General features: G+C 66.6%; 17 protein-coding genes. 11 read left to right on the top strand and 6 right to left on the bottom strand.

Translation table 11 applies throughout. The features are described 5' to 3' along the window. Positions 1-65: 65 nt before the first annotated feature. Positions 66-935: a restriction endonuclease gene (locus ACR9ZH_RS09560; protein ID WP_481290531.1), complete on the bottom strand. Its 870-nt coding sequence runs from the start codon at positions 933-935 to the stop codon at positions 66-68. Between the two features lie 146 nt (positions 936-1081). Between ACR9ZH_RS09560 and ACR9ZH_RS09555 the strand changes: the two genes are divergently transcribed. The 3 genes from ACR9ZH_RS09555 (at position 1082) to ACR9ZH_RS09545 (ending at position 2373) form a co-directional block, all read left to right on the top strand. Next, a complete protein-coding gene (locus tag ACR9ZH_RS09555; protein WP_481290530.1) occupies positions 1082-1606 on the top strand; it encodes a hypothetical protein in 525 nt (174 codons plus the stop codon). A 113-nt stretch (positions 1607-1719) separates the two neighbouring features. Beyond that, positions 1720-2187, top strand: coding sequence for a DUF1203 domain-containing protein (locus ACR9ZH_RS09550; protein WP_481290529.1), 468 nt, complete (start codon positions 1720-1722; stop codon positions 2185-2187). Positions 2188-2223: 36 nt separating this feature from the next. After that, positions 2224-2373, top strand: coding sequence for a hypothetical protein (locus ACR9ZH_RS09545; protein WP_481290528.1), 150 nt, complete (start codon positions 2224-2226; stop codon positions 2371-2373). A gap of 21 nt (positions 2374-2394) precedes the next feature. Here the strand turns inward: ACR9ZH_RS09545 and ACR9ZH_RS09540 are convergent, their stop codons facing one another. From ACR9ZH_RS09540 to ACR9ZH_RS09530, 3 genes are all read right to left on the bottom strand, one after another. Next, positions 2395-5265 (bottom strand): TonB-dependent receptor, encoded by a 2871-nt coding sequence (locus tag ACR9ZH_RS09540; protein ID WP_481290527.1) that lies wholly within the window; start codon positions 5263-5265, stop codon positions 2395-2397. A 228-nt stretch (positions 5266-5493) separates the two neighbouring features. Beyond that, on the bottom strand, positions 5494-6315 hold the full coding sequence (locus tag ACR9ZH_RS09535; RefSeq protein WP_481290572.1) for an alpha/beta fold hydrolase: 822 nt from the start codon (positions 6313-6315) through the stop codon (positions 5494-5496). 251 nt (positions 6316-6566) lie between these two features. Beyond that, positions 6567-6950, bottom strand: a complete 384-nt coding sequence (locus ACR9ZH_RS09530) for a TraR/DksA family transcriptional regulator (RefSeq protein WP_481290526.1) — start codon at positions 6948-6950, stop codon at positions 6567-6569. A gap of 170 nt (positions 6951-7120) precedes the next feature. Between ACR9ZH_RS09530 and ACR9ZH_RS09525 the strand changes: the two genes are divergently transcribed. The 5 genes from ACR9ZH_RS09525 (at position 7121) to ACR9ZH_RS09505 (ending at position 11842) form a co-directional block, all read left to right on the top strand. Then, positions 7121-7579, top strand: a complete 459-nt coding sequence (locus ACR9ZH_RS09525; protein ID WP_481290525.1) for a nuclear transport factor 2 family protein — start codon at positions 7121-7123, stop codon at positions 7577-7579. A gap of 66 nt (positions 7580-7645) precedes the next feature. Continuing rightward, positions 7646-8998: a hypothetical protein gene (locus ACR9ZH_RS09520; protein ID WP_481290524.1), complete on the top strand. Its 1353-nt coding sequence runs from the start codon at positions 7646-7648 to the stop codon at positions 8996-8998. 117 nt (positions 8999-9115) lie between these two features. Then, the gene (locus ACR9ZH_RS09515) at positions 9116-9883 is read left to right on the top strand and encodes an SDR family NAD(P)-dependent oxidoreductase (RefSeq protein ID WP_481290523.1); all 768 of its coding nucleotides are present in this window, start codon (positions 9116-9118) and stop codon (positions 9881-9883) included. 104 nt (positions 9884-9987) lie between these two features. Beyond that, a complete protein-coding gene (locus ACR9ZH_RS09510) occupies positions 9988-11202 on the top strand; it encodes a zinc-dependent alcohol dehydrogenase (protein ID WP_481290522.1) in 1215 nt (404 codons plus the stop codon). Beyond that, positions 11195-11842 (top strand): hypothetical protein, encoded by a 648-nt coding sequence (locus ACR9ZH_RS09505; RefSeq protein ID WP_481290521.1) that lies wholly within the window; start codon positions 11195-11197, stop codon positions 11840-11842. Before ACR9ZH_RS09510 ends, ACR9ZH_RS09505 begins: the two co-directional genes overlap by 8 nt. Before the next feature lie 7 nt (positions 11843-11849). On the opposite strand, the gene ACR9ZH_RS09500 is transcribed toward ACR9ZH_RS09505, so the two are convergent. Then, positions 11850-15329, bottom strand: a complete 3480-nt coding sequence (locus ACR9ZH_RS09500; protein WP_481290520.1) for a CheR family methyltransferase — start codon at positions 15327-15329, stop codon at positions 11850-11852. 79 nt (positions 15330-15408) lie between these two features. Next, positions 15409-16710 (bottom strand): sigma-54-dependent transcriptional regulator, encoded by a 1302-nt coding sequence (locus tag ACR9ZH_RS09495; protein ID WP_481290519.1) that lies wholly within the window; start codon positions 16708-16710, stop codon positions 15409-15411. A gap of 158 nt (positions 16711-16868) precedes the next feature. Between ACR9ZH_RS09495 and ACR9ZH_RS09490 the strand changes: the two genes are divergently transcribed. Genes ACR9ZH_RS09490 through ACR9ZH_RS09480 form a run of 3 tightly spaced genes read left to right on the top strand, consistent with a single transcriptional unit; the run spans position 16869 to position 20213 of the window. Continuing rightward, the gene (locus tag ACR9ZH_RS09490) at positions 16869-18194 is read left to right on the top strand and encodes an NRAMP family divalent metal transporter (protein ID WP_481290518.1); all 1326 of its coding nucleotides are present in this window, start codon (positions 16869-16871) and stop codon (positions 18192-18194) included. Positions 18195-18240: 46 nt separating this feature from the next. Then, the gene (locus tag ACR9ZH_RS09485) at positions 18241-19230 is read left to right on the top strand and encodes an MDR/zinc-dependent alcohol dehydrogenase-like family protein (protein ID WP_481290517.1); all 990 of its coding nucleotides are present in this window, start codon (positions 18241-18243) and stop codon (positions 19228-19230) included. Further along, positions 19227-20213 (top strand): Gfo/Idh/MocA family protein, encoded by a 987-nt coding sequence (locus ACR9ZH_RS09480; RefSeq protein ID WP_481290516.1) that lies wholly within the window; start codon positions 19227-19229, stop codon positions 20211-20213. The genes ACR9ZH_RS09485 and ACR9ZH_RS09480 overlap by 4 nt, the downstream gene beginning before the upstream one ends. The last annotated feature ends 1 nt before the right edge of the window (position 20214 follow it).

Genomic DNA, 20214 nt, shown 5'->3' with positions numbered 1-20214 from the left:
CGCAAGTTCCCTTTCGCGCGCCAGCGCGCTTCCCACAACACCGCGCTTCCCGCGGCAGCGGGTGGCTAATCCGCCGAACCGACTTCGCGGGTGTTTCGTTCCATGACCTTCATGGCGTCCTCGGACTGGCGATGCGAATCGCGCGATGGCTTTGCATCCGTCGCTTCGCGCAAGCGGGCGCGCTCTTCGAGTTCCTTCGGGAGCGGCGGCGTGGCCTCCGGTCGGGCGACTGATGGCGGAAGCGGCGCGTCGGCTGGTTGCGTCGCGACCGGCGGTGCCGCGACGGCTGGTGGTGCGCCGACCGGCGGAATCGCAACGGCTGCATCGTCCGGCGCGGGCGCGACGTCCGGGGAAGTATGCCGCGACATGGCGTGCCAGACGAAGAGGCCGAGCAGGAGCGCGATCACAACGACGAGGAGCAGCGGCATCAGGCGCGAGCTCATATCGCCATCGGACTTCCGCCGGCGCTTGCCAGATCGGCGTCCCGCGACGTCGGGCAGCGCCACACCAGGGATCGAGGTATCCAGGTGGTCGGGCAGCTTCAGCATCACCCGAAGCACGTCGCCGTCGATCAGCTGCAGGCGCGGTTGCCGGCGTGGCATCGCACGGGCTTCGGCACTGTAACGGCCGCGCGTGACGAGTACGCCGCGGGTGGCCGCTTCGTTGAGCATCGTGCCGAGCAACTCGTTCACTTCGTGCAGTTGCACTTCGGCCGCGTCCCAGTGTTTGCACTGGACGATCACGGTCTCGTTGCCCCGATACAGGCGCAGGTCGAAAGCGCCTTCGAGCTGCTTCAGCGAGGCCGCCGGCGAACGGTACTCCACCCGCCAGCCCTGGTCACGGTAGTGCTCGGCGAGCAGGTGCTCGAAATCGTGCCAGCTGAGCCGTGCGAGTGCGTCCGTGCCGGCGGGCGATGGCGGTCGCGCCGAAAACATCGATCAGTGATACCTGCCAGGGTAAAACGCCATGATACCGCCCGGAATGTCGATTGGGGCACGCTTTTCACATTCGTGACGATTGCCGCCGCCCCGCCGCTCCCGGTACATTGGGAAGTTGTGTTTGGGGAATCCGGGGAATCGAAGTGATCAAGCAGGTACTGACCGTGGCCGCCGTCCTGGCGCTTTCCGGCTGCGGCGGCAAGGCGGTCATTGAAAGCGACATGAGCCGCGTCGTGGACGCCAGCCCGGCCTCGCCGTGGCTTACGGTGGAGGGCAAGACGGGCTCCATCCTGACCGTCAAGGGGCTGGACGAGAAGGCCAAGGTGCAGGTGTCGCCGGATATCGCCTCGGTGGTCCAGGCGCAGGTGCGCACCGCGTTGCAGCCGCGCTACTTCACCGACCTGATCGTCAACTGCCGCGACCTCGAGGTGCTGGTCTCGGCGAAGGTCGACGACGAGACCGCGCCGCCGGCGGCGAACCTGGATCTCGCGGTGACCTGCCGGATCGTCGCGCGCGGCCCCGTCGTGTCGAAGACGTACCGGCTGCGCCAGACGGCACCGTTCAATCCCGCCGCGCCGCGTTTCGACGTGCTGGTGCCGAAGCTCATCGGGGCCGCGTCGGGCGAGCTGGCGGAGAAGCTCTGGGCAGACGTTCCGGCGCGTCGCTGACTGAGGGCGACACCGACGCGCGTCCCTTCCGGCCGGGCGCAAGATCCGGATGGCTGGCGCTCCCGCGGATGGGGACGATGGCGACATTCTCCCCCCAACGAAGGAGCGTCGCCATGTCTTTCCGCATCACCGGTCTCGATCCCAAACCGTTCATTCCCCTGTACGGACTCGACGAAGCGTCGCTGAAGGCGCGCGGCGTGGTTCGCATGCAGGCGTCGGACGATACGGGCTACCCGGAGCGCATCGAGCTGCGCAACGCGCGCAAGGGTGAATCCCTGCTTCTGCTGAATTTCGAACATCAGCCGGCGGACACGCCGTTCCGTTCCTCCCATGCGATCTTCGTCAGGGAAGGCGCCACCGTGGCTTACGACGCGTGCGACGAGATCCCGGAACCGCTGCGGGTGCGCACCATCTCCCTGCGCGGCTTCGACGGCAACCACTACATCGCCGACGCGAGGGTGGTGCACGGCGAGCAGCTGGCCGATGCCATCGAGCAGCTCTTCGCCATGGACAAGGTGAGCTACCTTCATGCGCACTACGCCGGCTACGGCTGCTTCGCCGCGCGCGTCGACCGGGCCTGAGGTATAACAGGGGCGCCCCGAGCGGAGACGCCCCTCATGCCCAGCGCGAACGACCCCCCTGTCTGCCCGATCTGCCAGGGCACCGGCATCCTCGTCCACATCGACGAGGAAGTGTGCTGCCAGGTGGAGGTGCCGTGCTGGGCGTGTTCGGTTCCGCTTGGTGAGGTACCCGATCCGGAAGGCTGAGTGTATTCACGTAGCGCGTCTTCAGAGCTTGTAGTTGACGCCGAACATCACCGTGCGGCCGAACTTGTCGTATTCCAGCGGCCTTCCCACCTTCACGTCGTTCGGCAAGGCCGCGATCTGCTCGGTCTTCATCGGCGAATTGGTCAGGTTGTTGACCTGCAGGAGGATCGACAAGCCATTCCAGGGGCCGTGCTCGAATGCATAGCCCAGCTGGAAGTCGGTCTGCTTGTCGGCAAGCACCTTCGTGTAGCCGAGCTGGTCGAACAGGGCGACCGCTTCCCCGGTGAACGACGAGCGATAGCGCTCCGCGATACGCACCGACCAGCCGTACTTTTCGTAGTACAGCGCCAGGTTGGCCACCTTGCGCGACAGGCCGGGCAGGGTGGACGGACTGCCGGGGATGGTGGACACCGCGCTTACCGGCAGCGAACTGTTGGTGAGCGAGAAGTTCGCCTGCATGCCGAAGCCGTCCAGGGCCCGCGTGAGCAGGCCCAGTTCCAGTGCGCCGGACAGTTCGAGACCTTGCATCTTGCCCCCCGTGCCGTTCTCCGGGCGCGTGAACGATCCGAAATTGCTGGTGGGCACCAGTGTCGGATTGTCGTTGGTGTACTTCGAGAAGTCGTAATCGAGCGTGGTCTCGTTGTAGATGTAGTTCAGCAGGTTCTTGTTGAACACGGCCGCGGCCACGTAGCTCGCCGTACCGAAATATTTCTCCCACGACAGATCGGCGCCCACCGCGATGTACGGCTTGAGCTTGGGATTGCCGCCGCTGCCCGACCACAGGACCTGGCCGGCCGCGGGGCCGTCCTGGACCTGCGACACGCTGGCCGAGGTGGCGACCTTCTCGTCGTCGATGCGGCCGCGGGCCATGCTCTTCGCGAGGCCGAAGCGCAGGTACTGCTTGTCCGCGATCTCTGCGACGAGGTTCAGGCTGGGCAGCACCTTGGTGTACCTCGTGCCGTCCGAGATGCTCCCGACGAGCGTATCGCCGTTCGTCTGGAACGCCTGCGACGACTGGTCGGTACGCACCGCCTGCACGCCCACGTTACCGCGCAGTGGTACGTCGCCGAGCGTCGTATCGATATTGAACTTCACGTATGCGACCGGCACCTTCTCGCGTACGGTGTAGTTGCGGCTCCAGTCGGCCTGGCCATTGCGCTGGGTCAGGTAGAACTGGCTGCCCAGGGCGCGCAGCACGTCGTAGTTGACGATGCCGGGGATACCGCCGTAACTCAGGTCCGTCGTGCCGCGCAGGAAGGGATCGATCGGTGCGGCGAAACCGGGATCGTAAGTGTCCGCGGTCGAGCCGTTCCCATTGAGCCAGGCGAAATACACGTCGGCTTCCTTGGTCTTGCGCCGGTCCGAGTAGTTCACGCCGAGCGTGGCGTCGGAGAAGATCCAGCCCACCGGATGGCTCACCTCGAGGCGGAAGGCCTTGATCGTGTCCTTCTGCTTGTCGAATTCCTCGCGCCCGTTGTAGCCGTAGTCGTTCGGATCGGTGAAGAAGATGACCGAGGGATCGGCGAAGTTCACGCCCGGACGGAAATCGGGGAAGCCTTCCTGCTCGGGCGTGGCGAAGTCCGTGGAGCTCGTGGCCTGGCCCGGAAGCCCCGCGAACAGGTAGGCATCGTGCAGCCGCTTCTTCGCACTGGAGTACGACGCATCGCCGGTAATCACCCAACCGTTACCGAAGTCGTACTGGTTGTTCCAGCCCGCCGAGAACAGCCGGTCCTTTTCCTTGGTGTATTCGTTCTGCAGGATGGATTTCAGGCCGTCGATATGGCCAGTGGTGACGATGGGATAGGGCAGGGCCGGCACCACGCCCACGTTCGAATACGACACGTTGTCGTACGAACTGCTCGACCACTGCGCGCCGTTGAGGTACGTCTTCTGGTCGAAGGTGGAGTAGTACAGATCCAGCGTGGAATGGTAGTGATCGTCGGGCGCCCATTCGAGCACGGTCATGAGGCCGTTGCGCAACTGGTTCTCGGACTTGGCGCGCAGCTGCATGCCCTGTTGCGACAGCACGTTGTCCGGCAGGCCGGGCGTGTGCGGCGCGCCCCAGTGGTTCTCGGCGCCTTCCGAACCGTTGTTGAGGTTCCACCACCAGGCCTGGTACTGCTGCTCCTGCACCGGCGAATCCAGCTGGGCAAAGCCCACGGCAAGACCGAGCGTATGGTCGAAGTACTGGTCGATATACGAGAAGCTGGCACGATGACCCGCATCGCCCACGCCGCTTCCGTGGTTGAGGCTGCCGTTGGAGTTCGTCTCGCCGCGGAGGTTGGCGGCGATCGCGCGCTTGGGCAGGTCCAGTGGCCGGATGGTGTGCAGGTCCACGGTGCCGGAAAGTCCCTGTCCGATGAGGCTGGCATCCGGCGTCTTGTACACCGCGGCGCCGCTGATGAGCTCGGACGGATACTGGTCGAAGTCGACGCCGCGGTTCTCGCCGATGGTCGCCTGCTCGCGTCCGTTCAACGTGGTGCCGGCGAAGTCGGGCGACAGGCCGCGGATGGAAATCTGGTTTGCGCGGCCGTCCACGCGCTGCGTGGCGAGGCCGGAAAGACGCGCCAGGCTTTCGGCGATGCTGCTGTCCGGCAGCTTGCCGATGTCTTCGGCCGAGATCGCCTCGATGATGTTGTCGGAGTTCTGCTTCGCCTTGATCGCGTTCTGGATGCTGCCCTGGATGCCGGTGACGACCACGGCATCGAGGTTGCTCACGGCATCCGGATTCGGATTGCGCTTCGGCCTGGGCGTGGTTTCCGCCGGTTTCGCGGGTGGCGTGCCCGCCTTATCCTGTGGCGGTTGTTCCTGGGCAGCCACGCCGGAAGCGAAAGAAAGTGCATACGCGATGGCGAGCGGCCGCAGGCCCACCGACAAACGACGACGAATCATTCGTTCCATCTCCCCGCAAGTTCTTGCGGCGCCCCTCAGCGCCTTGCGGCCGGAGAATGAGGGAGCGACACATGACTGTCATCCTGCGTCGCAGCAGAATGCGGGGGAATGGTGTAGGAGCGCGCTATGCGCGCGACATCTTTTGGGGTCGTGAGCAGCAGGGCCTGCTGCTCCTCGCGAAAAGATGTCGCGCGCAAGGCGCGCTCCTACACATGGCTTTCACATGGGTCAGCCCTTGATGAAGGCCAGCAGGTCCTTGTTGAGTTCGTCCGCGTGCACGGTGAGCATGCCGTGCGGGTAGCCCTTGTAGACCTTCAGCTGGCTGTTCTTCAGCAGCTTCGCCGACAGCGGCGCCGAATCCGCGAACGGAACGATCTGGTCGTCGTCGCCATGCATGACCAGCGTCGGCACGTCGATCTGCTTCAGGTCGTCGGTGAAGTCGGTTTCCGAGAACGCCTTGATGCAGTCGTACTGGGCCTTGATGCCGCCGATCATGCCCTGGCGCCACCAGTTGCCGACCGTGCCTTCGTTCGCGGTGTTACCCGGACGGTTGTAGCCATAGAAGGGAATCGGCACTTCGCGATAAAACTGCGCGCGGTTGGCGGCCAGCTGCTTGCGGAAGCCGTCGAACACCGAGATGTCGAGGCCGCCCGGATTGGCAGCGGTTTTCACCATGATCGGCGGTACCGCGCTGACCAGCACGGCCTTGGCCACGCGGCCCTTGCCATGCCTGGCGACATAACGGGCGACTTCGCCGCCGCCGGTGGAATGCCCGATGTGGACGGCGTTCTTCAGGTCGAGGTGCTCCGCCAACGCGGCGACGTCGGCGGCGTAGGTGTCCATGTCGTTGCCGGTGTCGGTCTGCGTGGAACGGCCATGTCCGCGGCGGTCGTGAGCGATGACGCGGAAGCCCTGGGCCAGGAAGAACATCATCTGCGCGTCCCAGTCGTCCGAGCTCAACGGCCAACCGTGGTGGAAAACCACCGGCTGGCCCTTGCCCCAATCCTTGTAGAAGATCTGGGTGCCGTCTTTAGTGGTGATGAATGGCATGGTGTTGTCCTTCTTCTGGGTGGTTTTAGGAACGGGTGCGGCACTGGCCGGTGCGGAAGCGGCGAGCGTTCCCAGCCCCGCGAGCGTGCCCGCGGCGAGTACGCCGGCGTTGAGGATGAAGCTGCGGCGTGCCTGGTCGGGCGCCGGTTCAGGGGAATCGGTCACGGCTCATCTCCTTGGAAGGGTTGCCCTTGCCATTCTTGGAACTGGTCGGGGAAGGGGATAGGAACCGCATGCCTTCGTTTGGACGCTCAACGCAGGCGTCCAAAACGCTCCTGGTCGGCAGCCTCTTCGACGGTGTAGCAACTCTCCGGCACGGCTTCGAGCCGTTCGCGCGGAATCGCCTCGCCGTTGCCGTCGGATAGGCCATAGGTGCCTTCCTCGATCTTTTCCAGCGCGCGGTCGATCGCGCTGAGGCGCGCTTCGTTATGGCTCAGTACCGCCTCGTCGTTGGCCTGCTGGGCGAAGCGGTCGCCGTCGTCGCCCTCATCCTGCGGCTCGCCGCCGGCCGAGGCTTGCAGCAGTTGCTCGTCCGCTCCCGCGGCATCGCCTGTCTCGATCAGCTGGCGGCGGAGATCGAGCAGGCGTTGTTTCTGTCGGGCCAGGAAATCGGCATCGAGCGAGGTGGCGGTCATTGCGGAAACTCCGGAAACAGGCAGAGGAAGGCCGTAGGTATAGCAGCCGCCGGCGGTTCCGGCTTGTCGATTCTGCTTGCCCTGGCGGAGGCATGCCTAAAGTCCCATGGTGCTGCCCGCGCGCCCGCCGCTAGGATGAGGGAACGTCATCACGTGCCGGGGGAGACCGCATGAACGCTCGACTTTTCGCCATCGTGGCCATGGCCACCCTCGGCGGCCTTGCCGCCGCGCCCTCGTTTGCCGCCACGAAGGACGAATCCGCGGTACTGGCGCCGGTCCAGGCGATGTTCGATGGCATGGCCAAGTACGACCAGGACGCCATGCGCGCCACGGTGCAACCGGAGGGCAGCGTAGCCCTGCTGCGCAAGGGCAAGGTGGTGCGCATGACCCTGGGCGAATTCATCAGCCACATCAAACCCGGCAAGGACAGGATCGAAGAGCGCATCCACGATCCACTGGTGCGCATCGACGGCGACCTCGCCATGGTCTGGACACCGTACGAGTTCCTGGTCAACGGCCAGGTGAAGCACTGCGGAACCGATCTCGTGCACCTGCTGCGGATGGACGGCCGCTGGGTGATCGCGGGCATCGCGGACAACAGCAGGGACGAGTGCCCCGCCGGCAGGTAACCGTCAAGAAAATTTCCCGTCTGCCGTTACCCGCGTAGAGACTGCGTGGGAACCGGAAGCGCCGCAATGATAGGGAACGTATCGACACTGGCGGGCAGCGCCGTCCCGCCCTCACGCGTGGCGGCCGCCGCGGCAGCGGCCTCCACCGAGAGCGCGGTGAGCCCGGCGAGCCCCGGGCCGTCCGTGGTGGTCACGCTAAGCGGGCTGGAGGTGGCGTCACCACCGGCCACCTATGCGCCGCCTCGTCTTCCTGCGTCGCCACGTGGCGATACACAGACCACGGCGACGCTGACGATTCGGACGGCGAGCGGGAAGTCGGTGGCGTTCGATATCGGCGGCGATGGGAACGAACGGACCGTCGCGATCCGCGGCGGCGAATCGCTCGACGACGCCGAACGGGCGGCAGTGACGAAACTCGCCGGCGCGTTCCAGGACACGCTCGACGGGATGGCGTCGGTCCCACCGAAGCTGGACCTGGGTGGCCTCGTCGGATTCGACCCGAAGGTCTTCGCGTCCGTGGGCTTCAGCACGCAGGTCTCTCGCGGTACCGAGGCCCCGACGACCTTCGCCTTCCATGCGGATAGCGCGTCCCGCAGCCTCCGGATGACCGGGGCCGGCGGCACGATCGACATCGGCGTCGACACGGGTACCCCTGCCATCCTCGGCAGTGCCGCGCAACGTGCCGCGGCGCTAGACAACTACATGCGCCAATTCGGCCAGGCGGCTTCGCGCGGGCATGCCGACCCCGCGCTCATGGCCGTGTTCAAGGATGCCTTCGGCCAGATGGCGTCCATCCACGACACCGCCCCGGGCACCGTGCCAATGCGCAGTGCCTTGTCGCCGGCCGAGCACGCCGTCCTGACCGGCATGCCGGATTTCCACGCGTCGCTGACCCAGGCCGGGCGTTCGCCGAATCCGCTCAGGCCCGGCGAGAAGGACGGCTTCTCCTATATGGTGTCGCAGGAGACGCAGGTGAAAGGCACCGGTCCGCTGGACCGCGGCCTGTCCCAGCACCTGCATGCGCAGCTGAGTGCCAGTTTCCACTCGCCGCTTACGCCCGGTGGCGCGTTGATGCTGACCCTCGATCCGAAATCGCAGAGCTATTACTACACGCGCGTCGACGACGTGGCCGATAGCCAGGCCGACATCGCGTATGACAAGGGCCGGCTCGCGCGGGCGTCGATCACGCGCTCGGCCAGCCAGACCACCGACCGTTCGAAGTACGTCATGGCGAAGCTCGTGGACGAGACCGTCACCCCGTACAGCAGGTCGGACGCGCGCGAATTGCTGGGTCTCCTGCGTTCGGTGGAAGACGACGGAAGCGCACCCACGCGGCAACGCCAGGCAGAGCGTGAGCGGGTGCTCGCGGAAGTCCACGCAAGCGTGGGCCTGGAGACGGATCCATCCCGTCTCGCCTGACACCTCCTCATCCCGCCACGGATGGCGGGCGGTGGCATCGCCTTCACCGCCGGAACTCGCCTTGCATACATGCACGGCACGACCATCGGGTTTTCCTCGATCAGCAGGCAAGCCGATATGAGACTCGAAGGCAAGAAAGCGGTGGTCACGGGAGCGGACAGCGGGATCGGACGTGCGATAGCCGAGGTGTTCGCCCGCGAAGGTGCCGACGTGGTCGTGCATTACCGCAGCGACCGGCAAGGCGCTGAAGAAACCTTAAAGGCCGTTCGCCAGGCTGGACGCAGGGGCGAAGCCATCGAGGCCGATCTCGCGGAGGTGGACGCGGTCACGGCGTTCTACGCGTCGGCCTGCCAGCCCTTCGGAAAGCCGGACATCTGGGTCAACTGTGCGGGCATGGGATCGTCCGCCTCCTCGTCGCTCGAGATCGACCCGGAGGCGTTCCAGAAGGTGATCCAGGTGGACCTGGTGGCCCCCTGGCTGCTCTGCCAGGCGGCGGCGCGGGACATGTGCAGCAATGGCGGCGGGGCGATCGTGAACGTGACTTCCGTGCATGAGGAGATCGTCTCCGCCGGTAGCGCCGCTTACGACGCAGCCAAGGCCGGCCTGCGTTCGGTCACCCGCACCCTGGCACTCGAACTGGCGGGCAAGGGCGTGCGGATCAATAACGTGGCCCCGGGCATGATCGCCACGGCGATGACCGCGGATCGCCTCGAGGATCCGGAGAAGAACGCGCAGGCGCGTTCGCAGATTCCCATGCACCGTCCGGGAGAGCCGCGCGAGGTGGCGAACGTCGTGCTCTTCCTTGCCTCCGACGAAGCGAGCTACGTCACCGGCAGCAGCTACTTCGTGGACGGCGGACTCATGGTGCACATCGGCGGTGCGTGACCGTCGCCGTTACCGAATGTCGCGATGCCGCGCACGCCATCCGCGTCGGTTCTTCACATCCCGCCCCCTAAGCTCAGGAGGCCTCTCACCAACGGAGCCCGGATGTGAAAGCCGTCGTATTCCATGGCCTTGGCGATATCCGTCTTGACGACGTACCCGAACCCGAACTCGCGTCCGAGTTCGACGCGATCGTCCGTCTCACCGCGTCCGCGATCTGCGGAACCGACCTGCACTTCATTCGCGGCACGATGGCCGGCGTGGAGCCGGGAACCATCCTGGGCCACGAGGGCGTCGGCGTGGTCGAGTCGCTCGGCGAAGGCGTGCGCAACCTGCAGGTCGGCGATCGCGTGGTCATTCCGTCCACGGTAGCGTGCGGTTACTGTTCCTATTGCCGCGCGGGCTACTACGCGCAATGCGACAACGCCAATCCGAACGGTCCCGGCACCGCCTTCTACGGTGGGCCAAAGGAGGCGGGCGGACTGAACGGCATGCAGGCGGAGAAGGTACGCGTTCCCTTTGCTCACGTGAACCTGGTGAAGCTGCCGGAGACGGTGAGCGACGATGAAGCCATCCTGTTGTCCGACATCTTCCCTACCGGGTACTTCGGCGCAGACATGGCCGATATCAAGTCGGGTCACACGGTGGCTGTCCTGGGTTGCGGACCCGTCGGACAGTTCGCCATCGCCTCCGCGCGCCTGCTCGGCGCCGGTCGCGTGATCGCCGTGGACCGGCACGAGGACCGGCTGGCCATGGCGCGTGAACAGGGCGCGGAAACCGTGGATTTCGATCGCGAAGACCCGGTGGAAACCGTCAAGCGGCTCACCGGCGGCATCGGCGTGGACGCCGTGATCGACGCCGTGGGCGTGGATGCCGAGCATGCCCATCACGGGCCCGCAGCGGAACATCCCGCACCCGGCGGGGCCAAGGACGCGTCGCCGGAAGCCCGGGCGGACGAGAAGGAGTGGAAGGCCGGCGATGCCCCGATGCAGGCACTGGCATGGGCCGTGGACATGGTTGCCAAGGCGGGCACGATATCGATCATCGGCGTCTATCCTCCGACGGACAACATGTTCCCGATCGGCGCCGCGATGAACAAGAACCTTACGATACGGATGGGAAACTGCAATCATCGCAAGTACATCCCCATGCTCGTGGAACGCGTCCGCTCCGGTGAGGTATCGCCGGCCCGGATACTGACCCAGCAGGAACCCTTGTCCCATGTGCTCGATGCCTACAAAGCCTTCGACCAACGACGTCCCGGCTGGATCAAGGTCGAACTCGAGCCCGGTGGACGCGGCACCCGGCGCGGCGATGGATGAGGAAGCGAACGGCGCCAGCGCGTCCGAGGCTGCATTTCGCAGGGAAGCTGCGCACGCGCTGAGTACGCCGCTGGGAAGCCTGCTGTTGCAGGCTGAGTTGATCGAGCACTACCTGGGCCAGTACAAGCTGCCACAGGCGCGCGAGGCGGTGTCGGCGCTCCTGAAGGATTTCGATGCCTTCGGCAGGCGCTTTCGTGAGGTCTTTTCCGCCATGGCCGACATCGCCGAGGACGGAGCGGGGGCGTCCGAGCCGCAGGACTGCCTTGCCGCGGCACTGGCGGAACTCGGCGCGGATGCCCTGGACGTTGGTTATCGCGGCGTGTCCCCCCGCGTGGCGGTACCCGCCCTTGCGCTGACGGCGTTGCTCCGGCGCCTGGCGTCGGTGGCCACGGGTTCCGGCGGCCGCGAAGCCACGATCACGGGCAGCGAAGACGGGGGCGCCTGCCGTCTGTCGCTCATCGTGGAAGGAGTGCCTCACCGCGGCGTCCCCGACCCGTCTTTCGATTCGCCGCAGGGCCTGGACCTTCGCGTGGCCAGCCTCATCGCCGTTCGCCACGGAGGCACGCTCGAAACCACAGGCGCCCCCGGGGGCAGCGTCACCATCGTGGTGACGCTGCCCCTGGCTGACCCGAATACCTAGCGCAGCCTCATGAATCCCTGGTCGCGCGCTTCCTGCGCGCACTGCCGGACCTGGTCCGTCCGAGCCGTCCCAGCGCGGCAAGCAGGGCGGTCATGGACACCGGCTTGCTCAGGTGCGCGTCGAATCCTGCCTCCAGCGCATTCCGCTCGTCCTTCGACCGTCCGAAACCGGTCAGGGCGACGGCGACCACTTTTGTCGCCACGGGAGAGGCGCGCAGCTGGCGGATGAGCTCGAGACCGTCCATGCCGGGCATGCCGATGTCGGAGAGCAAGGTGTCGTAGTCGCCGGTGCGCAGCAGGCCCAGTGCTTCCTGTGCCGAGCGCACCGCTGCCACCTGGGCTCCCTCCATCGTCAGCAATTCGGCGAAGGGGCCGAGCAGTTCTTCGGAATCGTCCACGAGGACGATGCGGCGCCCTTCGAGCCGGCGGGCCATCGCGGCAGCGTGCCCGGAAGCCGCATCCTCCCCGGGTTCGACCAGGGGCAGGCGCACGGTGAAGCAGGAACCCTTTCCCGGACCGTCCGAACTGGCCGTCACGGTACCGCCGTGCAACTGCACGAGCTGCCGCACCAGGGCCAGGCCGATGCCGAGGCCGCCACCCGTACGGTTGCGGCCGGTGGCGCCCTGTTCGAACATGTCGAAAGCACGCTCCACCAGTTCGGGCGTCATGCCGATGCCATCGTCCTGGACGCGCAGCCACGCCTCGCCGTCGTCCCGCACGAGCTCGACGACGATGCGCCCGCCGTCGCGCGAGAACTTCGCGGCGTTCCCGAGCAGGTTCCACACGACCTGCTCGATGCGCACACTGTCCGCCAGCAGTTCGACGTCCTCGCTGCCGAGCTGTTGCTCGAGCACGATGTTCCGCCGGGAAAGATCCGGGGCCATGCCGGCGGCCACGCGGCGAATGCATTCCGACACGTTGACCGCCGACAGGTTGAGCGTGAGCTTGCCGGTGTTGAGACGCGACAGGTCGAGCAGGTCGTCGATGATCTGCGCCTGGCCTTCGACGGTCTTGCGGATGGCGTCGGATGCGCGCTTCAGGATGGGGTCCTCGCTGCCCGCCGCGGACCGCGCCACCAGCTCGGCGTTCATGAGGATCAGGTTGAGCGGGTGCTTCAGTTCGTGCGACATCACCGCGAGGAACTCGTCCTTCGTCTCGACGGCACTCTGCGCCTGTTTCCTGGAGGCTTTCTCGGCCCGGAGAAGTTCTTCCCGCTCGCGTTCGCGCTCCTTGTCCAGCGTGACGTCCCTGGCGACCTTGGCGAAGCCATGGAAGCCGCCACGCTGCATGGGCGTCGTGATGCCGCTGCAGAAGATCCGGCGGCCGTCGGCGCGGACGTGCCAGCGGTCGTCGTGGGCGCGGCCGTCCCGGCGCGCCTGGTCCATTTCCAGGCGGAACGCTCCACGTGCGCGATCCTCGGGCGTGAAGATGATGTCGCCGTCCCGACCGATCGCGTCGCTGGCCGTATAGCCGAAGATGCGCTCGGCGCCCTTGCTCCACGAGGTGATGCAGCCTTCCGTATCCGTGGTGATGAAGGCGTAATCCAGTGCGCTTTCGGACAGGAGGCGCATGCGCTCGTCGCTGCTGCGCGCCGACTCTTCCGCGTTGCGGCGCCGCGTGATGTCGATGAAGGTAAGCACGATCCCTTCGATGCTGTCCTTGACGGTGCGATAGGGAAGGATCCGGGCGATGTACCAACGGCCGTCCTGGCTGCCCACTTCGCGTTCGATCGTGCTCAGCGTCTGGAACGCACGCTCGGCGTCGGCGGCAAGTTCGGGGTAGTCGAGGCTGTGGTTGAGGTCGAGCAGCGAGCGGCCTATGTCGGCTTCGATCAGGCGGAACACGTCGGCCGCACGCGGGGTGAAGCGCTTGATGCGCATGCCACGGTCGACGAACACCGTGGCGATGTCGGTCGATGCGGCGAGGTTCTGCAGGTCATCGCTGACCTTGGCGGTTTCCTCCACCTTGAGCTTCAGCTCGTGGTTGACGGTGATCAGCTCCTCGTTGATCGACTGGAGCTCTTCGTTCGAGGCCTTCAGCTCCTCGCTGGCACTTTCCGACTCCTCCATGGTGATCTGCAGCTGTTCCTTGGTGTGCTTCAGTTCTTCCTCAAACTGCAGCAGCAGCGGAGCCTGCTCGTCCTGCCCGGCGTCCGCGGAGGACCCGTCTTGCGCCGCGCCTTCGCGGAACACCACCAGTTGATAGCCGGCGTCGGTTTCCTGGTCGTGGACGGGCCACACCTCCAGGCGGGCCGACATCGTCTTTCCGCCCCGTTCGAGTTTCACCGGGCGCGAAAACGCGGGCTTGCGCTTCTGCGATGCCTGGAACAACGAGGTGCGCAGTTCCAGGCGAAGCTCGGGCACGATCAGCGACAGCAGGTTGTACGAGGGCAAGCCGCCGGCGAGGCGCAGGAAGGGCCCGGCGTTTTCCGACATGTGGGCGATGACGCCATCGCGATCGACGAGGATGCTCGGCGGCGAGTGCTCTTCCATGGCACGGCGATGGACCTCGGCCAGCGAATGGGCTCGCCGCTCTTGCGCCGGCGAGGTCACGAGCGCGACCTTCGCCGACGGTTCCGCCCGCGGCTCGCGGGATGGGCTCTTCAGGAACAGGCTGGTGGTTCGCGCCGGCGCGGCGCGATAGATGCGGTTCTTCTTGTCCACCGGGACGAAGAACCTGCCCGCGACATCCGCCGACTCGGAACTGCCCAGGAAAAGGAAGCCACCGGGCCGCAGCGCGAAATGGAACATCTCCAGCACATGGACCTGGATGTCACGGTTCAGGTAGATGAGGAGATTGCGGCAGGAGATGAGGTCCAGTCGCGAGAATGGCGGATCCTGCAGCACGTTGTGCCGCGCGAACAGCACTTTCTCCCTGAGTTGCTTCGGCACCTGGTAGGAGTTGCCGTCGCGGACCAGGAACCTTGCGAGCCGCTCCGGTTCGATGTCGGCGGCCACGGCCACGGGATACGTTCCTTGCCGGGCAAACGAGATCGCGCCGTCGTCGATATCGGTAGCGAACACCTGGACCGAGGCGTTCGCGGGCGCGGCTTCCGTCAGCAGCATGGCAAGCGAGTAGGCTTCCTCACCGGTGGCGCAACCTGCGCTCCACGCGCGGATACGGGTGTCCCCGGCGGTTTTTTCGAAGAGCTGCGGCAGTACATGCCGCTCCAGCGATTCGAAGGCTTCCCTGTCGCGGAAGAAGTTGGTCACGCCGATGAGCATGTCTTTCAGCAGCGCCGGCCGCTCGTGGGGATGGTCATGCAGGAAATGCCGGTATTCCTCCAGCGTGCGCAGGCCATTGACCTGCATGCGGCGTTCGATGCGGCGCAGGACCGTGGCGCGCTTGTAAGCCCTGAAGTCGTGGCCCGTCTTGACGCGGAGGATGGCCATGATGTCGCGCAAGGCATCTTCGTCCACCGGCGCCGGGTGACTCAGGCGGACCTCGGGATCTGTTTCGGGATCGGGCGGCGGCAACGGGTTCGACATCAGGAGGCCCTCCGCGACAGCGAACGCCGATTGTCCTCCATATGCCGCCCAAGTGGGTGCGTGGCGGAATCCGCCGCCTTCACCTTCCCGTGGCGCCCGGACGCCCTGGCAATCGGTAGTTCGCGAGCTTGTTGTAGATCGTCCTGGTGCTCACCCCCAGCCGGCGGGCAGCGGCGGCGCGGTCTCCGCCACACGCGGACAGCGCTTCGAGGATCGCCAGCCGCTCGATGTCGGCCAGCGTCGTCGGCTGGTCGTGGTGATCCGTCGCCGCGTCCGGGCGCTTGAGGATCAGCTGCGGGCCACCTTGCAGGTATGCGCGCTGTACCACCTGCCTGAGCTCGCGCACGTTCCCCGCCCAGGCATATCCCCGCAGCGCATCGAAGGCTTCCGGGGCGAAGCGCTGGTCCGTGCCGTATTCCATGTTGAGATCGTCGAGGATCGCCTGGGCGATGAGTTCCACGTCGCCGGGACGCTCGCGCAGCCCCGGCATCCTTACTTCGTAGCCGGCCACGCGGAAGTACAGATCGGCGCGCAGGCGTCCGTCCTCGATGGCCTGACGGGGGTTGAGGTTCGTCGCTGCCACGATGCGCACGTCGACCTTGCGCGTGCCGCGACTCCCCAGGGGCGTGACCTCGCCGGACTCGAGGAAGCGGAGCAGGGCGGCCTGTACGCCGGGCGCCGCCTCGGTCAGCTCGTCAAGGAACAAGGTGCCGCCATCGGCTTGCGTGAGCAGGCCTGCGTGATTCTCGACGGCGCCGGTAAAACTTCCGCGCTGATGGCCGAACAGCTGGCTCGCGAGGAGATCAGGCGACAGGGCTGCGCAGTTGATGGCGACGAAGCGCCCATGCCTGCCGCTGTGCGCGTGGACCAGGCGAGCCGCCAGCTCTTTCCCTGTCCCGCTCTCGCCGTGGATCAGGAGCGGAAAGCGGCTGGCGGCCACCGCCTTGAGTTCGTCGAGGACCGCGCGCATCGCGAGGGAGGTGCCCAGGAGACGGACATGCGAGGCGGTCCAGGCGCCCTCCCGCGACGCGGGTGATCTCGCCAGGAGTTCCCTGAAAGCGGAAAAGCGGAACGGCTTGGTCAATACCCCCAGGGCGCCGGGGATGCTCCGGCCAGCCCACCTCGCCAGGGCCGCGTCGCCACTCATGACGATCTTCCGGGTGTCGGCCAGGCGCGGGTCGGACAACAGTTCGAGGCCGCAACCGTCGGGCAGGCCGATGTCCACCAGGGCGCAGTCGAAGCGGCGGGTGGCCGCGGCTTCCACCGCTTCGCCGAGCGTCACCACCGGATGCGCCTCGAAGCCCACCTCGCGGGCGAATTCGCCCGCCCTCTCCGCGAAAGAACGGTCGTCGTCGAGGATCAGCAAGGTGTGGTCGGCCATGGGAGGCGTCGGCGTGGTATGCAACGTGGGGGAAAGCCGTAACCTGTGACCTGCGTCGTGACGATGTAGTCAACACAATGTGGTGGCTCGGCTCGATTTAGCTTCGTGTGAAGGCTTTCACGGCGAGCGCGCGGAGGAGGGCGATACGGATCGCCATCATGCCGGCTCCCTTGGAGGACATCGTCATGAGCCGGCATGCGGCCGAGATGGACAAGGCCGCGCGCCAGCCCCGGCGACGCCTGCGCTGGCTGGGCAGCGGCATCGTGACCGGCGCGGCGGACGACGATCCCTCGGCGATCGGCACCTATGCGAGTACGGGCGCGCGCTATGGCCTGGGCGCGTTGTGGATCGCGCCGGTGCTCCTGCCGATGATGTACGTCGTCATGTATGTGTCGGCGAAGCTGGGCCGGGTATATGGCAAAGGCCTGTTCGCGGCCCTGCTCGACCGTTTCCCCCGTTACGTCGTCTATCCCATGGCCGTGCTCGCCATTTCCGGGAACGTGGTGGAGGCCGCGGCCAACCTCGGCGGAGTGGGCGCCGCACTGAACCTGATGCTGCCCCTGCCGGTGTGGTCGATCGTGGTGGTCGTGGCGGCGGCCGTGACCGGGCTGCAGATCCTGGGTTCGTACGCGTTGTTGCGGAAGATATTCCGCTGGTTGGCGCTGGTCCTTTTCGCCTATGTGGGTGCGGCGCTCATGGCCCGTCCGGATGCCCGCGAGGTGCTGCGAGGCACGCTGCTGCCGTCGATGCGCTGGGACGCGGACTTTGTCGCGATGCTCGTCGCCTGCATCGGCACCTCGCTGTCCGCCTACGTTTACACGTGGCAGTCCAACCAGGAAGTGGAGGAACGCATCGCGGACGGGTATCCCAATCCCTCGGAGCATCCTGGCGCGAGCAGGAAATCGATCGCGGTCGTCCGCCGTGACGTGATCGCCGGCGTCGCCTTCTCCAACATCGTGCTGTACTTCATCATCATGTCCACGGGCGCCACGCTCTACGCGACGGGGCAACACGACGTCGACAGCGCGGCGACGGCGGCGATGGCGCTGGAACCCATCGCGGGCACCGGCGCGCGCTGGCTTTTCGCCCTGGGCGTGGTCGGCGTGGGCTTCCTCGCCATTCCCGTGATGACCACCGGTGCGGCGTACGACCTGGTGCAGGTGCTGGGCCGGCCGGGCAGCCTGCACCACCAACCGCGGCAGGCGCCGCTGTTCTACGGGACCATCCTCGTGGTGACCGTGGTCGCCGTGGCGCTCAATTTGCTGGGGTTCAATCCCATGCGCGCCCTGGTCTGGTCCGGCATCGTGCAGGGCTTCTCGGTTCCTCCACTTCTGTTCCTGATCATGGTGATGACCGGGGACCGGCGAATGATGGGCGATCGCGCCAACGGGCCCCTCACGCGCGTGCTGGGCTGGACCACGACGGCCGTTACCGGTCTCGCCACCCTGGCCCTCGTCGTGCTGTGGGCGTCGGGCGCGATGTGACCGCTCCGCGCATCCGTTTTTTCATTCAATAACCCTTGGAGGAACGATGACCGGCACCGTATCCGCGACCATGCGCGCCGCCGTGCTGGCGGCGCCGGGCCAGGTTCGCATCGAAACCGCACCCCTTCCACATCCCGGTCCTTCGCAGGTCCGCATCCGCCTGCAGGGGAGCGGCCTGTGCGCGTCCAACCTGCCCGCATTCGAAGGCCGCGACTGGTTCACGTATCCCATGCCGGCGGGCGAACTGGGCCATGAGGGCTGGGGCATCGTCGACGCCGTGGGCGACGACGTGACGGATCTCGTACCGGGCCAGCGCGTGGCCGGTCTTTCCTACCGTGCCTACGCCGAATACGACCTGGCCGAGGCGGCCCACGTCGTGCCCCTGCCGCCCGCGCTCGATGGCCAGGCATTCCCGGGCGAGGCGCTGGGGTGCGCGATGAACATCTTCCGCCGCGCCGAGGTACGGCCGGGACATACCGTCGCCATCGTCGGCATCGGCTTCCTCGGTGCCGCGCTGGTCCAGCTGTGCGCGAAAGCCGGAGCGCGGGTGGTCGCGGTGGCACGGTCGGAAGCCGCGCTCGATCTCGCGCGCCGGTGCGGAGCGTCCGAGGTGCTGCCCATGCTCGACCATGCGACGGTGATAGGTCAGATGGAAACGCTCACGGCGGGCGCGTTCTGCGACCGCGTCATCGAGTGCACGGGCAAGCCCTGGCCGCTCGACCTCGCCGGCGAGTTCACGGGCGTGCGCGGGCGCCTGGTGATCGCTGGCTTCCACCAGGACGGACTTCGTCAGGTGAACGTGCAACTCTGGAACTGGCGCGGGATCGACGTCGTCAACGCGCATGAGCGCGACCCCGCGGTCGCCACCGAAGGCATCCGCATGGCGGTGGACGCGGTGCTGGATGGCCGCCTGGACCTGTCCTTGCTGGTGACCCACCGCTTCCCGCTGGCTCATGCCGAGGCCGCGCTGCGCACCCTGCGCGACAGGCCAGACGGCTTCACGAAAGCGGTGCTGCTGATGGAGGAAGCCGCATGACGCGCCGGTTGAGGCTCGGCTTTGCGGGTGTGGGCTGGATCGGGCGCCATCGCATGCAGGCGCTGCTCGAAGCGGATGTGGCGGAGGCGGTCGCTCTTGCCGACGTCGACGAGGCCAGCCTGGTGGAAGCGCGAGCGATCGCCCCGGGTGCCGCGGTTTGCACGACCTACGATGCGTTGCTGGGGCTGGACCTCGAGGGCGTGGTGATCGCGACGCCGAGTGCCGGCCACGCGGAACAGGCCATCGCCGTCCTTCGCCGCGGTCTGCCGGTGTTCTGCCAGAAGCCGCTGGGCCGGAACGGCGACGAGGTGGCCGCGGTCGTGGCGGCCGCCCGGGAGGCCGACCGCTGCCTTGGCGTGGACCTCAGTTACCGCCACCTCGCGGGCATGGCTGAGGTACGCGAGATCGTGCGCCGTGGCGAGCTGGGACGCGTATACGCGTTGGAAGCGGTGTTCCACAACGCCTACGGGCCGGGTAAGCCGTGGTTCTACGATCGCACCCACTCCGGCGGAGGTTGCGTCATCGACCTCGGTATCCACCTCGTCGACCTGGCCTTGTGGCTGCTGGGCAACCCGGCGGTGCAGCGCGTCGACAGCCGCTGTTTCGTCCACGGCGTGCCGCTTCGCGAGGCGCCCGAAGCCGTGGAGGACTACGCGACGGCCCGGTTGGACCTCGAGGGCGGCATCACCGTCGACGTCGCCTGCTCATGGAACCTGCCGGTGGGGACCGACGCCGAGATCGGCCTGCGCATCTACGGCACCGGCGGCGGTATCGGACTGCGCAACGTGTATGGCTCGTTCTACGACTTCATCCTGGAACGTTTCCACGGCCGCCAGCGCGAGGTGCTCGCTTCGCCCCCCGACGCCTGGGGTGGGCGCGCCGCCGTGAACTGGGCGCGGCAGGTGCTGGCTTCGCCACGCTACGACGCCGCGGCGGACGAACTGGTCACGCTCGCCCGCGTGCTGGACGGGTTTTACGCGTGAT

This window comes from Luteibacter sp. SVR4-7G, assembly GCF_056755555.1.
Note: the sequence above shows the minus strand (reverse complement) of the source record. Positions and strands in the feature narration are given on the sequence as shown.

Coding starts and splice junctions, on each gene's coding strand:
- ACR9ZH_RS09560 (WP_481290531.1), bottom strand. CDS start 935: ATGTTTTCGGCGCGACCGCCATCGCCCGCCGGCACGGACGCACTCGCA.
- ACR9ZH_RS09550 (WP_481290529.1), top strand. CDS start 1,720: ATGTCTTTCCGCATCACCGGTCTCGATCCCAAACCGTTCATTCCCCTG.
- ACR9ZH_RS09545 (WP_481290528.1), top strand. CDS start 2,224: ATGCCCAGCGCGAACGACCCCCCTGTCTGCCCGATCTGCCAGGGCACC.
- ACR9ZH_RS09540 (WP_481290527.1), bottom strand. CDS start 5,265: ATGATTCGTCGTCGTTTGTCGGTGGGCCTGCGGCCGCTCGCCATCGCG.
- ACR9ZH_RS09535 (WP_481290572.1), bottom strand. CDS start 6,315: ATGCCATTCATCACCACTAAAGACGGCACCCAGATCTTCTACAAGGAT.
- ACR9ZH_RS09530 (WP_481290526.1), bottom strand. CDS start 6,950: ATGACCGCCACCTCGCTCGATGCCGATTTCCTGGCCCGACAGAAACAA.
- ACR9ZH_RS09525 (WP_481290525.1), top strand. CDS start 7,121: ATGAACGCTCGACTTTTCGCCATCGTGGCCATGGCCACCCTCGGCGGC.
- ACR9ZH_RS09520 (WP_481290524.1), top strand. CDS start 7,646: ATGATAGGGAACGTATCGACACTGGCGGGCAGCGCCGTCCCGCCCTCA.
- ACR9ZH_RS09515 (WP_481290523.1), top strand. CDS start 9,116: ATGAGACTCGAAGGCAAGAAAGCGGTGGTCACGGGAGCGGACAGCGGG.
- ACR9ZH_RS09505 (WP_481290521.1), top strand. CDS start 11,195: ATGGATGAGGAAGCGAACGGCGCCAGCGCGTCCGAGGCTGCATTTCGC.
- ACR9ZH_RS09500 (WP_481290520.1), bottom strand. CDS start 15,329: ATGTCGAACCCGTTGCCGCCGCCCGATCCCGAAACAGATCCCGAGGTC.
- ACR9ZH_RS09495 (WP_481290519.1), bottom strand. CDS start 16,710: ATGGCCGACCACACCTTGCTGATCCTCGACGACGACCGTTCTTTCGCG.
- ACR9ZH_RS09490 (WP_481290518.1), top strand. CDS start 16,869: ATGCCGGCTCCCTTGGAGGACATCGTCATGAGCCGGCATGCGGCCGAG.
- ACR9ZH_RS09485 (WP_481290517.1), top strand. CDS start 18,241: ATGACCGGCACCGTATCCGCGACCATGCGCGCCGCCGTGCTGGCGGCG.
- ACR9ZH_RS09480 (WP_481290516.1), top strand. CDS start 19,227: ATGACGCGCCGGTTGAGGCTCGGCTTTGCGGGTGTGGGCTGGATCGGG.